We start from the raw sequence: 13,979 nt of genomic DNA on the forward strand, positions 1-13,979 counted from the left end.
TGAACACAGGTGGGGAAAACGCGTGTGGAAGAAGATAGTTTTGGAAAAGTTGAGCTCCCAGCAGAGGTTCTGTATGGCATTCATACGGCCCGGACAATTGAGAATTTATCATTTTCTAATAAAAGATTGCATGAATATCCGGACTACGTGCATGCACTGTTAACCGTAAAAAAAGCAGCTGCCTTAACAAACGTAGAAGCTGGCGTAATTCCAAAGGAAATTGGAGAATCCATATCAAATGCATGTGACCAGTTGCGAAGCACTGCTTATCAACATCATTTTTTGGTTGATGTGCTGCACGGCGGAGGCGGTATTGGGACGAATATGAATGTGAACGAAGTAATAGCAGGCTGGATAAACCAGCAGTGCCCACATCATCTTCCCATTCATCCTATTGAACATGTAAATGCATCTCAATCAACTTCTGATGTGTGTCATACCGCTATTCGGATTGCGATTATTAAAAGCTATCATTTTTTAGAAAAAGAAATGGAGCATCTCCTTTCTATTCTTCAAAAAAAGATTGAAGAGTTCCAACCTGTGATGACAATCGCAAGGACTTGCTTGCAAGATGCGATGAGTATTTCGCTTAGTGATATATTCAGCGGATATGAAGCGGTTTTTTCACGGCGTACGCGCTATTTAAAAAGGGGTGTAGAAGAGCTGCACGCTGTTAATCTTGGAGGTACGGTGATTGGTTCCGGGATAGGAGCACCAGAAATATACCGAAATAAAGTCGTTCAGCAGCTGTCTCGTCTATCTGGTATGGGGCTTTACCACCGCGCTAATTTATTTGATGCAGCACAAAATATTGATGATTTAGCTAATGTTTCGAACGAATTAAAACAGCTGGCTACATCTTTTATAAAGTTTGCTAAAGATTTAAGACTGCTGTCTTCCGGACCAGAAGCTGGCTTTGGAGAAATTCAGTTGCCGTCTGTTCAAGCGGGTTCCTCATTTTTTCCGGGTAAAGTCAATCCCGTCGTACCAGAAACGTTGATTCAATGCTGTTTTCAAGTCTTAGGATGTGACAGAGCCGTTCAAGCTGCTCTTGAACACGGAGAATTGGATTTAAATGTATTCGAAGGAGCTGCTGGAATTAATATTTTAGATAGCATTCAGTTTTTAACAAATGCTGTAAGGAATTTTGCGACTTCTTGTGTGCAAGATTTATCAGCTAATTCAAAGCGCTGTCAGCAGCTTTCTCAATCGTTTATTCCGTTGATTGTAGAAATGAAAGAAAAACATGGCTACAGCCGTGTTGCAGATAGTTTAAAAAAGACAGGCTATGAAGGACTCAAAAAATGGAGGGAACGTGAATATGACAAAACTAAATGAAAAAACCTTATTTAAAGGAATGGAACAACCTGCATTGGTATGGGCAAAAGAGTGGCTTAAAGAGCCTAAAAAATTATATATCAACGGCAAGTGGCAAGAGAGTTCAAGCGGTGAACTAATCGATTCTATTAACCCTGCAAACGGAGAAATTAATGGCCAAATTCAAAGTGCAGCAAAACAAGATATCGATGAAGCAGTAGCTTCAGCTAGACACGCGTTTGACCACGGTCCTTGGCCAAGCGTTACAAGAAAAGAACGCGCGCGAATTTTAAGAGAAATAAGCAGCTTAATTAAAAAACATCAGGCAGAGCTCGCAACATTAGAGTCTCTTGATAACGGTAAGCTTTATACAGAATCGTACCATGATGATGTGCAAGAAGCGTCCGATTTATTTGAGTATTACGCTGGCTGGACGGATAAATATTACGGTGAAAATAATCCGGTAGAAGGAGATTTTGTGAGTTATACAACCCGCGATCCGATCGGCGTATGCGGTCAAATTGTACCATTTAACTTTCCAATCGATATGGCCGCATGGAAACTAGCGCCGGCTCTAGCAATGGGGAATACCGTTATTTTAAAGCCGTCTAGCACCACATCTTTTTCTGCGATTCGTTTAGTGGAAATCATCGATGAAGCAAACATCTTACCGCCAGGTGTTTTAAATTTAATTCTAGGAAAAGGATCGATTGGTTCTCATATCAGCCGTCATATGGGAGTTGATAAAGTATCTTTTACCGGAAGCACAGGAGTAGGAAAACAATTGGTTCATGATTCTGCGGATTCTAATTTAAAGCCTGTCACGCTTGAGCTTGGAGGGAAATCACCTAATATTATCTTTAGCGATGCACCGGATTTGGATGCAGCGATTGAACGTTCTTTTTACGGCTTGTTTACACATAAAGGAGAAAAATGCTCAGCGCCTACTCGCTTGTTAGTACAGCGTGGTGTTTATAAGCAAGTAGTTGATAAGTTAGCAGATTATGCAAATAGCTACAAGTGCGGCAGTCCTTTTGATCCTGATTCAAATCAAGGAGCTCAAGTCTCTGAATCTCATATGCAGTCAATCTTGCACTATATCGAGAGCGGCATACGTGAAGGAGCTACGCTAGCAGCGGGCGGCGTGCGCGATATGAGCGGAGATAATAAGCACGGTTATTTTATCCGCCCTACTATTTTTGCAGATGTTGATAATAAGATGACCATTGCACAAGAAGAAATTTTTGGCCCTGTCCTGTGTGTGATTCCGTTTGATACAGAAGATGAAGCGGTGCAAATTGCGAATGATACGATTTATGGTTTAGCAGCTGGACTCTGGACAAAAGATGTGTCAAGAGCCAATCGTGTAGCAAAAAAGCTAGAAGCAGGCATGGTTTTTATCAATAAATACGGCTGCTATGATTTTGCTAGCCCATTTGGAGGATGGAAACAAAGCGGATGGGGGAAGGAATATGGGATTCATTCTCTTCAATCTTACACAAAAATGAAAGCGATATGGATGGCTTATTAAATTAAAAAGCTGGAGGAAAGCATGATGAAGATGAAAGCAGCGGTCATGACGGGCGTTAATGCGCCTCTTGAAATTTTAGCGGTGGATTTAGCAGCACCAAAAGCCAATGAAGTACTTGTAAAAATAGAAGCAACGGGCGTGTGCCACAGTGATTTAAATGCTTTGGGAGATCCTTCTACACCAACGCCTACCATTTTAGGGCACGAAGGTGCAGGTATTGTAACCGCAGTCGGTTTGAATGTAAAAACGGTAAAAGTAGGAGATAAAGTAGCGCTTAGCTGGGTTCCTTACTGCGGCACGTGTGAGTTTTGTGTGACGGGGGCCGTACATCTGTGTGATTCGGCTTTTGGTCCAATGTTTAACGGAACGCTGTTAGACGGTACTTCTCGATTAAGCAAAGATGGAGAGATGGTTTTTCACAACTCGCTGCTTTCCACTTTTGCTGAATATGCGGTGGTGCCGGAAATGTCTTGTATTAAACTTCCTGATGAGATGCCAATGGCTCAAGCCTCTTTAATTGGATGCGGTGTAGCGACGGGATACGGAGCAGCTGTGAATGCTGCCAAAGTTACGCCGGGTTCGACCGTAGCCGTCTTTGGCATCGGAGGGGTAGGGGTTAATGCTATTCAAGGAGCGCGAATTGCAGGAGCAAGCAAAATTATCGCATGCGATGTCAAACCAGCTAATTTGGCACTTGCTAAGACATTCGGAGCTACTCATACGATAAATGTAGCTTCAGAAGAAGCAAGCGAAGCTTTAAAAGCTTTAACAGGAGGACATGGCGTCCATTTCGCCATTGACTGCTCCGGTCATACAAAAGCTACCGAATCTGCTTGGAATGGAACGAGAAAAGGAGGAACGGTAGTTGTTGTAGGAGCCTTTAACCCATCCATGTCTATCAGTTTACCAGGCGGAGGATTTCATCGCGTTGGAAAAATATTAAAAGGAAGCTTTTACGGAGACACGCAGCCTTTTCGTGATTTCCCTAAAATTGCTCAGCTTTATTTAGACGGAAAATTTATGCTAGACGAACTGATTCTTGGACGCATGCAGCTTGATGATATTAACGAAGCTTTTCAGTCATTTCACGATTGTAATTGTGTAAACGTAGGCCGATCGGTGATCGAATTTCCATCAATTGTATCTCAAGATTCGTTAGAAAACGGAGATGAATTTGACATCGTTTCATAATGTAAATGAGCTAAGGAAGGGGAAAAACAATGAATTCGGTATTTGAATTTACAACAAAAACAAGCATAGCGTATGGAGTAGACCGAGCTTTGCAAATTGGAAAAGACGTTGAAGCAGTGAGCGGTGAAAAAAGAGCCGTGTTAGTGACAGATCCAGGGGTAATAAAAGTTGGTTTAGCAGACGTTGTATTGAAAGCGCTTCAAAGTGAAGGGGTAGAAACATTCGTTTTTCATGATGTGAAAAGTGATCCTACGGCCGCTTCAATAGATGCTGCTGCACAGCTTATTCGTGAACAGCAGATAAAGTGCGTCATTGGTCTTGGAGGCGGTTCAGCGATGGACGTCGCTAAAATGGCTTCGCTAGTTGCAGGTGATCAGTACGAAACGATGCACTATGCTTTAATGGCGAACCCTTTTGCGAAAAAGAAAGTGAAAACGATTATGCTTCCCACTACTTCCGGCACAGGAGCAGAAGTCACGAGCACAGTTGTCTTCTCTACTCATAATCAAGTAAAGGTGTGGGCGTGGGATCAAGATATGGCACCGGAACTAGCGATACTAGAACCGCGATTTACTACAAAACTGCCGGATTTCTTGACAGCTGCCACTACGTTAGATGCGCTTGTGCATGCAATTGAAGCATGCACGGGCAAGCGTACGAATCCTTTTATTCAAGCGCTGAGCCTTCAAGCGATTACGTTAGTAAGCCAAAACTTAGAAATGGCTCTGCAGCAGCCTGAAAACTTAGAGGCAAGAGGAAAACTCGCGATAGCAGCAACGCTTGCAGGAATGGCAATCGAACAAGGAGGAACGGGGCTTGCACACTGCATAGGACATGCTCTAGGAACAGTCGGAAAAATTCATCACGGCCGAGCGGTTTCAATTGCTTTGCACGCTGTGTACGATTGGAATATTGAAGGCGCAGTGGAACTGTATGCAGAGGTAGCAAGAGCTTTGGGGGTAAAAGAAACATTTTCGACGAAGGAAGAGCTTGCTTATGCAGGTACAGAAGAATTTAAGCGTCTAGTGGCTGTAAGTGGATTAAACCTTGCGATTGGAGAGGGGCATGAACCGGCCGTGAACATCTCCGACTTTGTGGACGTGATGCTTTCAGTTGAAAATGAACCGATGAAAGTAAATAATGCACGTTTTGCCAGTGAAGATGATTTACAGCAGTTTGCACATGCAATTCTTTGTTTTACCAATCAAAAAAATAGAGTCAAGCAGTGAGGGAAGATAGTAAATAAGTAAACGCAGCTAGGTTAGGCAATTAAAGACAGGGGGAAAAAACGTGAAGAGTATTCGGCATATCGTGTTTTGGCCGCCATTTCTATTATTACTCGGTGCAGTAATATTGAGTCTTACAAATAGAGAGGCGTTCATTAGACTGACAACACAAGCAAATAATTGGGTTATTGCTAATCTAGGATGGGTATTTAGCGTAAGCGGGCTTCTTATGGTGATATCGTGTGTAGCGGTATATTTTTCACCGCTAGGGAATGTGAAAATCGGAGGCCCACAAGCAAAGCCGCTTTTAAATTTTAAAAATTGGTTTGCTATTACTCTTACTACAACAATTGCTTCAGGGTTAACGTTTTGGGGGATTGTAGAGCCGGTTTATCATGTGTCAGCTCCTCCTGTTTCACTTGGAATTGAACCAAACAGCCCTCAAGCGGCTATTTTTGCAATGTCTACTATGTATCTTCACTGGACAATTACACCTTATGCTATTTACTGTGTTCCTATTATTGTTTTTGCGTTTACCTACTACAATATGAGAAAGGCGTATAGTTTAGCTTCCACTTTAGCGCCTGTGTTAGGCAGTAAGCTAAATGGAAAAGGAGGACAAATTCTGGATGCAGTTTGCTTGTATACTCTAGCTTTAGGGATGGCCGCTTCAATGGGAACGAGCACGTTGAGTTTAGCTGGAGGAATGAATAGTTTATTTGGTATTAAGAGTACGCCTTTAGTATGGGGGATTATTACGGTTGTAGCGACAGCGATCTTTATTGCCTCAGCTTCGAGCGGATTAACAAAAGGCATTCGTATTTTATCAAGCATTAACGTGAAAGCCTTCTACGCAATTGCTATCTTTTTATTTATTGCAGGTCCTACTTCTTATGTACTGAACTTAGGTACAGAATCATTTGGTAACTATTTAACTCACTTTTTTGAAAAAAGTTTGTTTACAGGAGGAGCCTCGGGAGATACGTGGCCTCAAGGATGGACTACATTTTATTGGGCAAACTGGTTTTCTTGGGCAGCCATTACAGCTTTATTTTTAGGAAGAATTGCATATGGATACACCGTTAAAAAGGTTATTTTAGTAAATTTTGTTCTGCCTGCTATATTCGGAGGAATCTGGATGACTATCTTTGGAGGTACTTCTATTCATATGCAAATGAACGGAGGAACACTTTCGAAGATAATGGAAAGCAACGGAACGGAAGCAGTTCTCTACGCGGTTTTTGAAGCACTACCATTTGCAAAAATTATTATTCCGTTTTACTTATTTATTGTATTTTTATCCTTTGTGTCCGGAGCCGATGCTAATACTGCGGCAATGGGCGGCATCAGTTCAGCGGGCATTTCTCCTGAAAGTCCAGAGCCTAAACTATGGATTAAGGTAGTGTGGGGGATAACCGTTAGTTTTATTTCTTGGTCTATGATTAGTTTTGCAAAGATTGATGGTATTAAAATGCTTTCAAACTTGGGTGGTGTTCCTGCACTGCTATTAGGGCTAGGCATCTTGTATGCATTATTCAAAATTGCAAAAAATCCTGCAAAATATGACCGCACATCTGATATAGACAGAAGCGTCAATAATCAAGAAGCGGATGAAACAAAAGCTGTATAAATAAAAGCAAGGAGAACTTACTCCTTGCTTTTTTATGTTTTAATCAGCAATGTCACTATGAACATGTGATTTAGGTTTTTTCTCTTTTGGCAAGGATTCATTAGAAGCCCAAGGCACGCGGCGAGGCTTGTATTCAATCGCATCAGTAGAGTACACAGCTACGCTTACGACGCCGCCATGTACTTGCGCTCGAATCAATAAAGGGTCGCTGTACGTATTTTTAAAATGAAAGTCAGGTCCATACCAGCTCACGGTAGCGTCTCGTCCAGGAGGTACGTAGGAAACACTGCGGCTGTGTGAGTAACGCTGCGTAATCGTTACGCCAGCGTTATCGACGGCATTAAATAAAGTAGAAGAAACTTGGCAAATTCCTCCTCCAACTCCTTCAGAGTACTCTCCTTTTACAATGATTGGCGCACGCATATACCCTTTTGCTGCCGTTCTTTTTCCAACGGTTTGGTTAAAAGAGAAAACTTCTCCGGGAAATATGACGCTGCTGTCTAGTGATTCAGCCGCAAGAGAAATATTGTGAGAACGATTTTTATTATGAGGGTTAAATACCGTATGATAATGACCGATTTGCTTAATTCTAATCGTTGCAAGCAGCTCCTTATCCACGCGGGGCGGAACAGGCAGCGTCGGAACTTCTAATGTTGACGTACCGCCGTTAAAAAAATAAGTATAAAATTTCTCCACAAAATCTTTATGATATAGTTTGACACCCGCTTGCTCAGGAACAATTTGTCCGCTTTTATCAATGCGGGCATTTATGGGCTCTCTATATGTTTTTTTATCCAATTCTTTTAGAAGAAGATTGTATCGATCATAATCAACCATAGGTACAGGAAGAAGAGGCACGGCCACTTTGTCCCGTTCAATCTGTTCAATTGGTTTACCGTCATGAGTAATAGATAGGTGGTCTTGTGTAGAAAGAGGTTGAATGAGCATTAAAAGTCCAACCATCCAAGTGAAATTCATATCATATACCTCGCTTTCACCTGTTAGTATGAATAAAATGAACCGTTTAATGTATAGGATTCACAAGCTCTTTTTTGTATTATTTTCCATGAGTCGAGCGTGTAAAAATTTCTATTTATAATTGTATGTGTACTTTCGCATATTACATAGAGAAACTACAAGGTAATGAGGGTAGACAATGACAAAATTAATGATTTTAGTCTTTATGCTTATTAGTTTTTTTGTGCATCCCCAAAAGATGAAAGCAGAAGAAAACCTTACGTACTTTCCGGTAAGTGACACAGGAAAAGTATTAAAATGGAAACGTGTAGAAAGCTTACTGCCAAAGGGGAAAAAATTTAAAATTATTGATGTAGAAACCGGTTTTTACTTTTATGTGCAGCGAAGAGCAGGCTCACACCATGCCGATGTTCAGCCGCTTACACGTCAAGATACGAAAGTAATGAAGCACTTATATAATGGAAAATGGAGCTGGAACCGAAGAGCTGTTCTTATTCCGTTTAAAGGCCAAATGCTTGCAGCTTCCATGAACGGAATGCCTCACGGAGCCGGTGCGCTTGACAATGGGTTCCCTGGTCATTTTTGCATTCATTTTGCAGGAAGTACGACTCACAAGTCTCAAAATGTAGATCCAGGTCATCAGTTAATGGTATTAAAAGCAGGAGGAAAGCTTGATGAATATGCATTAAAAGCTGAGCCGGCAGAAGTCGTAAATATGTTTTTAACAGGATTAAAGCAAGATGACGATGCCTTAATGCAGCCGGTTTTGCGCGTGAAGCAAGAGCATAAGCTATGGGCAAAACTGCATAGGATCTCCACCATTTATTATAAAACGGACTTATTTCATGCGAAAAAGTATAAAACAAAAGAGAAAATCGCCGTAGATTGTCTTATTTATTACGAAGATAAAGGGGCTCAAAAGACAACGATGGTCTTTACTTTAAAAAGAAATCCGTTAACCAACGGGTGGGAAATTTCTTCACTTACACTATAATGAGCCATTATTTTTTAAAAACACATCTGACAGAAAACAGATGTGTTTTTAAGCATTTGTTTAGTTCTTTAGCCGTTTGCAATGTTATAGTGAAAAACATACTTACATACGATAGAAAAGAATTAAAAAGGGTATAAGTAATAATATTACTCTTTCTACAAAGAACTTTACAGCACGAAAGGAGAGGGTGTTTATTTTTTCATATTGGTTTAGCCGCTTAGTCGCTGCAGATCCTGGACGAAAAAGGCTCAAAACAGCTTCTAAAGCTACGATCAGTGTCATTACAGCGGTCGTTATTATGCTGATTGTATTAAAAGCAGCGGGAAGCTCCCAAATTACCGCTGCTATTTTATCGGGCGTAATCGGCCTGATGGGTATATTGGTTGTAAATGATGAAACAACAAAAGCAAAAAAAGTGACAACAGGCTTAGTAGCAATTTCTAGCGCCGTTTCCCTCGGAATTGGTTCATTTCTATCACAATATGGACAAGCAGAAAATATTTTTCTCGTTCTATTGGTGTTTTTGTCTTTTTATTTACAGAAATTTGGTATTCGCTATTTTTCCCTGTCGATGGTAGCCTTTATGTCATTTTATTTTGCTTCTATTTTACACGTCACATTTTCTCAGCTGCCGTGGCTGTTAGCTGGCGTTATTGTAGGAGCTTGCTGTGCGTTTATCTATAATTTTGTTATCTTTAAAGACCGGCCTGCCAACGTGCTAAGGTCTTCAATGAAATCATTTCATATTCAAGTGAATTTGGTGCTTGATTTAATTATTGAGTTAATTCAAAAGAAACAAATTGAACCGGCTCAAATTAAACAATACAACCGCAATATTAAAAAACTAGCAGAGTATGCCCGTGTAGCATCAGAAGAGCTTGGAAATACAGATCCTCACGACATATGGCCTGGCGTAACAGCTGAACAAATGCGCCTTTATGTATTTGATACAGTGATGCTGCTACAGACATATTCTCCGGCGATTCGAAAGCTCAGTGAATTAAAGGCATTTAATCATTTTGATATTCAGCAGGTGCTGTTAAAGCTAGTGGAATCGATTCGCGAAGCAGAGGTATTAAATGAAAATCCTACTCATTCCTTAACGGATGCAGCTCAGCATTTGCAAGAGCTGCGCCAAAAATTAAGCGAACTCGAACCTCAAGACGAAAGGTATAAAGACTGGCTTTACTTAATACGCCGTATCGAAACGATATCAAATCATGTCATTGATGAAGCGTATGAGCTGCAGCAAGCAATTGTAAAACAAGAAAAACAGCCTCAAAAAGAAGCGGAAGAAAAAGAAGACGATGAGAGTAAAGAAGAAGAAAAAGGACTAAAACCGTCTACGAAAAAGTCTATTCAAGCGGTCATCACTGCTGTTGCGACGCTAGTATTTGGCTCTTTTCTATCTCCGTCGCACCAATATTGGGCACTGTTAGCAGGCTATTTAGTGCTTCTTGGTACAGAAACGATAGGAAGTACGTTTGTAAAAGCTGTGCAGCGAAGCGTAGGAACGCTTTTAGGAGCAGCCATCGGCTTTGTTGTCGCAAGCTTTGTCTCACCGGGAATACTTGAAGTAATGCTGCTTTTTATCTGTGTGTTTATGGCTTTTTATTTCTTTCCCATTACGTATTCGTTTATGAGCTTTTGGATTACGATGATGCTGGCCTTCATGTATGACATGCTTCTTGGCGGGGTTTCAGAGAGCTTATTGCTGGCTCGCGTGTTAGATACAGTCGTAGGAGTTGGAATTGGCTTAGCCGTGTCTGCTCTTGTGTTTCCTAAAAAAACAAGAGATAAAATAACCGACACCTCAGTAGAATACGTAGTGGCTTTAAAAGAATTTGTTCACACCTATTTGCATCGTTTTACGAATCAGTATGCATTTGCCAATTTAGCTGATAAAGGAATGGAATTAGAAAAAAAGCTAAAACAGCTTCATGTCGATTCAGATCCTATTATCAAGGGCTTCGTTGGCCGTTCACGTCTTCAGCAATTTTTGACCGTTTTTACCGCCATTAATTATTACGCCAAGCATTTGGTGGCATCTTCTACTAGAAACGAAGCTTTTTATAAAGAAGCAGAATTTCATGGCGTAGTCAAGGAAGTGGAAGAGAAAGTAGCCAGCAACTTCACTCAGCTTGAAAAAGCGCTGCGAGGAGAAAGAGGAACGTATGTGTACACGCTTGAAGATGTAAGACAAAAAATTGAACAATCTTTAGATTATTTTGATACGTCCGTTCAATCAAGAAACTTACAGCATCTGCAGCTGCTCCACAACATCTATTACGTATGGAAAATCAATCAATCAGTTGTTCACTTAGCAAAAGAGCTAGGAGCAGAAGAAATAAGTAGTGAAAGCTAAAAACCAGCGAATACTTCGCTGGTTTTTAGTCTGATGAATAAGGAGACGTATCTCTTCTAACGGTTCTCCACGTTGTTTTAAGGCCGGCATAACTGCCAATTGCGGCGTATCCATAAAAGTATCCCATAAACAATCCGGCAATAATATGATGAGGATGACTGATAAATACTGAAAAGAGAACGCCCACAGCTAAAGCAATGGTCGGAACATACTGCTTTTTAGGATGAAAAAGCCATTTGATGAGCTGTGTGACGATTAATACGACAGGAACGCCAATGACTGCGTCCCAAAAGTTTGTATGAATTGTCGGGAAATCCATGTTCAAGCACCTCGTTAAATGTTTTAGATGTAAGGTTATCTATGTTGCTTACCTTAAAACACCTCAATTAGATATGAGGTGCTCCAAGTGGATCATAATAAGGTGGAATTTTAACCACATTAATCCAATATCGTTTCTAATAGATTGTCTCACATTCGTGCTGCATATTACGATAATAGAGGCAATTTTTACAGATAGTAAGTTAGTGATTTTAGAATCAACGGTTTTTGTTCCCAATGGGATACTTTTATGGACCGGGTTCGGCTAGCCGGTATTTCCGGAAGGGGGATTCCTTTTTTTATTATTAATTTTTTAGTGAATCAATCTGAGATTGAGCCAGTTTTTAAGTCCTGAACGAGATTAATTAGTTCACTATCTGAAGGTATAAAGATTGTTAAAATTGCGATAAATACGTTGGGGCTAGAAGGTGCAGTAAATAGAAAAAAATCTCCTTGCTTATCAAGGAGATTTTTTTATCTTATTATTATATATTTTTTCTTCGATGCTCTCTCCATAGTGAAGTTAGTTCTTCTGACCAATATTTATAATCAAATACTGCTATATGTTTGCTAGGCATAAAAACATTTAAAAGCCAATTAACCCTCAATTTATCTCTGAGGCCTATCGTTTTATCATTTTTGCAGCAGCCTTCATCACAAGGTTTATCGTGTATTTTGTAAGGAATATTTTTAACGACTAATCCGTCTTTTACACGTTTTGTGTATTCAATTCCTATAATCAAATATATCACTCCTCGCAGTAACTTCTATCTCCATAATCATATGTCTTAACAACTTCTTTAATCATATCTATTTCATTTTTTAATCCCTCATCAACAAATTAAAATAGCATATAAAAAAGGGAGTCAATAAAAATGGACTGCTCATCTCTGTTATATAAATGAGGGGAGGGAAAGTATTTTTTAATGAAAGGGTAAGGAAGGCAGAAGCCAAAAATAAAAAAGCCCTGCTGTAGGGCTTTTAGATTAAGCAACTTTTGATGCAACGACAATTACTTTACCGTGATCTAATTCTTCTTCATAGCGTTCAGCTTCTGGCTGTGATAATCCTAGCGAACGCATTTTGGCGCGAAGCTCGTCTCCTCGAGAACGAAATACATTCGCAATTGAATCAAATACACCTTGCTCAGAAAGACCGATAGTGCTTGTGTTTGTTGCGGCTGTTAAATCCTCGGAGCGATCCTGATGGTGTGCAAGTAAATAAACTTCATCTTTTGTAAATCCTTCACGCAAAAATTGTTCAATTGTATCTTTTGCCTGTACCCCATTTTCAACTACTTTTACATTTACCATTTCAAAAAACCTCCTTGTATGATAGACAGCTTTCTGCAATACGCTTAGTAATGAAGAGAAGTTTAATTAACTTGTCTTCTTGTTTTGTGTATACACGTTATTGAAAGTGATAAAACCTATTTTATAAAATTGAGTTAAAAAGTCTAACATACAAGGAAGATAAAAACCTTTGTTATTTATGAGGAGCACCTGGCGGATAATAAGTAGGAGGGTACTTTAGCCAGCCTTTTTCTTGCATCAATTTTTTGACCTTTACGCCAAACAATACTTTTTCGGTATGAAATTTGAGCCACATCGTTCCAAGATCTTCTCGAATGGCCTGGCTAATGTTTGTACTGCACATCACGATATTTGAAGCTACTTTTACTGAAATCAAATTCGAAATTTCAGTATCGGTTGCTTTTGCACCAAGAGGGATATCTTGTGAGTTCGATTCAGGCTTAGCAGCCGGGATTTCAGAAAGAGGGAGTCCTTCTTTCAGCATAAAGTGCTTAAGAGCATCCAACTGAGATTCTGCCAAATCTTTTGATTCGTTTACAAGTTTGACTAATTCTTTATCAGTTGTAGTATGTAAAGATGTTTCAAGCGCAGGGATTTCTTCTGCTAAAGCTGTAAAATAAAGCCAGCACCCCATTGCTTCACCAATGTGCAAAGGAGGAAAATCGTCATTATGTGTGGATTTTAAGTACGTAAGAAGTGATTCCATTACATTCATTTGCTATGCTCCATTCTGTCACAAAATTTTCGCATAGTTAGTATGACCTTTCTGAATGTAATATAAACACTCTAGTGGTAAAGAAGACGTGGGCGTATTTTTAAAACTTTTTTTAAAAAATAGTATTAGTATAAAAGATTGTAAACAGTCCGATTCTTTTTTTAAAAAATAATTACAGTGAAACTGGACGTTTAAATAGAAATGTCACAGCAAGCGCGGATTATAATCAAAGCAAATGGTTTTTTCTATGATAACTATGATACCAGGGTGGGAGAAACATATCATTATAAAGGTTATTGTAAAAGTAATATTTTTATAAAAATGAAAATTCCGCACTTATCTTTTTAGTCTTTTACCCTCAAGGGACAGAACGAACTCCAAAAAAGCCTAGATCTTAAACA

12 protein-coding genes are annotated in these 13,979 nt (G+C 39.8%); 7 read left to right on the forward strand and 5 right to left on the reverse strand.

All coding sequences use genetic code 11. The features are described from left to right. The first annotated feature begins 9 nt into the window (after positions 1 to 9). The 5 genes from U9R83_RS11090 (at position 10) to U9R83_RS11110 (ending at position 6,895) form a co-directional block, all read left to right on the forward strand. Positions 10 to 1,338 (forward strand): lyase family protein, encoded by a 1,329-nt coding sequence (locus U9R83_RS11090; protein ID WP_140450822.1) that lies wholly within the window; start codon positions 10 to 12, stop codon positions 1,336 to 1,338. Then, positions 1,322 to 2,848, forward strand: coding sequence for an aldehyde dehydrogenase family protein (locus tag U9R83_RS11095; RefSeq protein ID WP_140450823.1), 1,527 nt, complete (start codon positions 1,322 to 1,324; stop codon positions 2,846 to 2,848). The genes U9R83_RS11090 and U9R83_RS11095 overlap by 17 nt, the downstream gene beginning before the upstream one ends. Before the next feature lie 21 nt (positions 2,849 to 2,869). After that, positions 2,870 to 4,039 carry a Zn-dependent alcohol dehydrogenase gene (locus U9R83_RS11100; RefSeq protein ID WP_244303044.1) on the forward strand — a complete coding sequence of 390 codons (1,170 nt, stop codon included), beginning with the start codon at positions 2,870 to 2,872 and terminating at the stop codon, positions 4,037 to 4,039. A gap of 29 nt (positions 4,040 to 4,068) precedes the next feature. After that, a complete protein-coding gene (locus U9R83_RS11105; RefSeq protein ID WP_140450824.1) occupies positions 4,069 to 5,268 on the forward strand; it encodes an iron-containing alcohol dehydrogenase in 1,200 nt (399 codons plus the stop codon). Positions 5,269 to 5,329: 61 nt separating this feature from the next. Continuing rightward, complete coding sequence (locus tag U9R83_RS11110) at positions 5,330 to 6,895, forward strand: BCCT family transporter (RefSeq protein WP_140450825.1); 1,566 nt, start codon at positions 5,330 to 5,332, stop codon at positions 6,893 to 6,895. 39 nt (positions 6,896 to 6,934) lie between these two features. Here U9R83_RS11110 and U9R83_RS11115 read toward each other — a convergent pair whose 3' ends face one another. Then, positions 6,935 to 7,873, reverse strand: a complete 939-nt coding sequence (locus U9R83_RS11115; protein WP_140450826.1) for a VanW family protein — start codon at positions 7,871 to 7,873, stop codon at positions 6,935 to 6,937. Between the two features lie 178 nt (positions 7,874 to 8,051). Here U9R83_RS11115 and U9R83_RS11120 point away from each other — a divergent pair, with 178 nt between their 5' ends. Further along, the gene (locus U9R83_RS11120; protein ID WP_328575236.1) at positions 8,052 to 8,867 is read left to right on the forward strand and encodes a hypothetical protein; all 816 of its coding nucleotides are present in this window, start codon (positions 8,052 to 8,054) and stop codon (positions 8,865 to 8,867) included. A gap of 187 nt (positions 8,868 to 9,054) precedes the next feature. Beyond that, positions 9,055 to 11,232 (forward strand): FUSC family protein, encoded by a 2,178-nt coding sequence (locus U9R83_RS11125; protein ID WP_226556257.1) that lies wholly within the window; start codon positions 9,055 to 9,057, stop codon positions 11,230 to 11,232. 25 nt (positions 11,233 to 11,257) lie between these two features. Here U9R83_RS11125 and U9R83_RS11130 read toward each other — a convergent pair whose 3' ends face one another. From U9R83_RS11130 to U9R83_RS11145, 4 genes are all read right to left on the reverse strand, one after another. Further along, positions 11,258 to 11,551, reverse strand: a complete 294-nt coding sequence (locus U9R83_RS11130; RefSeq protein WP_014460200.1) for a hypothetical protein — start codon at positions 11,549 to 11,551, stop codon at positions 11,258 to 11,260. 484 nt (positions 11,552 to 12,035) lie between these two features. Further along, positions 12,036 to 12,293 (reverse strand): hypothetical protein, encoded by a 258-nt coding sequence (locus U9R83_RS11135; protein ID WP_014460199.1) that lies wholly within the window; start codon positions 12,291 to 12,293, stop codon positions 12,036 to 12,038. A 243-nt stretch (positions 12,294 to 12,536) separates the two neighbouring features. After that, positions 12,537 to 12,863, reverse strand: coding sequence for a general stress protein (locus tag U9R83_RS11140; RefSeq protein ID WP_115653839.1), 327 nt, complete (start codon positions 12,861 to 12,863; stop codon positions 12,537 to 12,539). A gap of 172 nt (positions 12,864 to 13,035) precedes the next feature. Beyond that, the gene (locus tag U9R83_RS11145) at positions 13,036 to 13,578 is read right to left on the reverse strand and encodes a DUF3231 family protein (RefSeq protein ID WP_014460197.1); all 543 of its coding nucleotides are present in this window, start codon (positions 13,576 to 13,578) and stop codon (positions 13,036 to 13,038) included. Positions 13,579 to 13,979: the final 401 nt, after the last annotated feature.

This window comes from Priestia sp. LL-8 (genome assembly GCF_036227845.1).
Taxonomy (GTDB): Bacteria; Bacillota; Bacilli; order Bacillales; family Bacillaceae_H; genus Priestia; species Priestia zanthoxyli.

Coding starts and splice junctions, on each gene's coding strand:
- U9R83_RS11095 (WP_140450823.1), top strand. CDS start 1,322: ATGACAAAACTAAATGAAAAAACCTTATTTAAAGGAATGGAACAACCT.
- U9R83_RS11100 (WP_244303044.1), top strand. CDS start 2,870: ATGATGAAGATGAAAGCAGCGGTCATGACGGGCGTTAATGCGCCTCTT.
- U9R83_RS11105 (WP_140450824.1), top strand. CDS start 4,069: ATGAATTCGGTATTTGAATTTACAACAAAAACAAGCATAGCGTATGGA.
- U9R83_RS11115 (WP_140450826.1), bottom strand. CDS start 7,873: ATGAATTTCACTTGGATGGTTGGACTTTTAATGCTCATTCAACCTCTT.
- U9R83_RS11120 (WP_328575236.1), top strand. CDS start 8,052: ATGACAAAATTAATGATTTTAGTCTTTATGCTTATTAGTTTTTTTGTG.
- U9R83_RS11130 (WP_014460200.1), bottom strand. CDS start 11,551: ATGGATTTCCCGACAATTCATACAAACTTTTGGGACGCAGTCATTGGC.
- U9R83_RS11140 (WP_115653839.1), bottom strand. CDS start 12,863: ATGGTAAATGTAAAAGTAGTTGAAAATGGGGTACAGGCAAAAGATACA.
- U9R83_RS11145 (WP_014460197.1), bottom strand. CDS start 13,578: ATGAATGTAATGGAATCACTTCTTACGTACTTAAAATCCACACATAAT.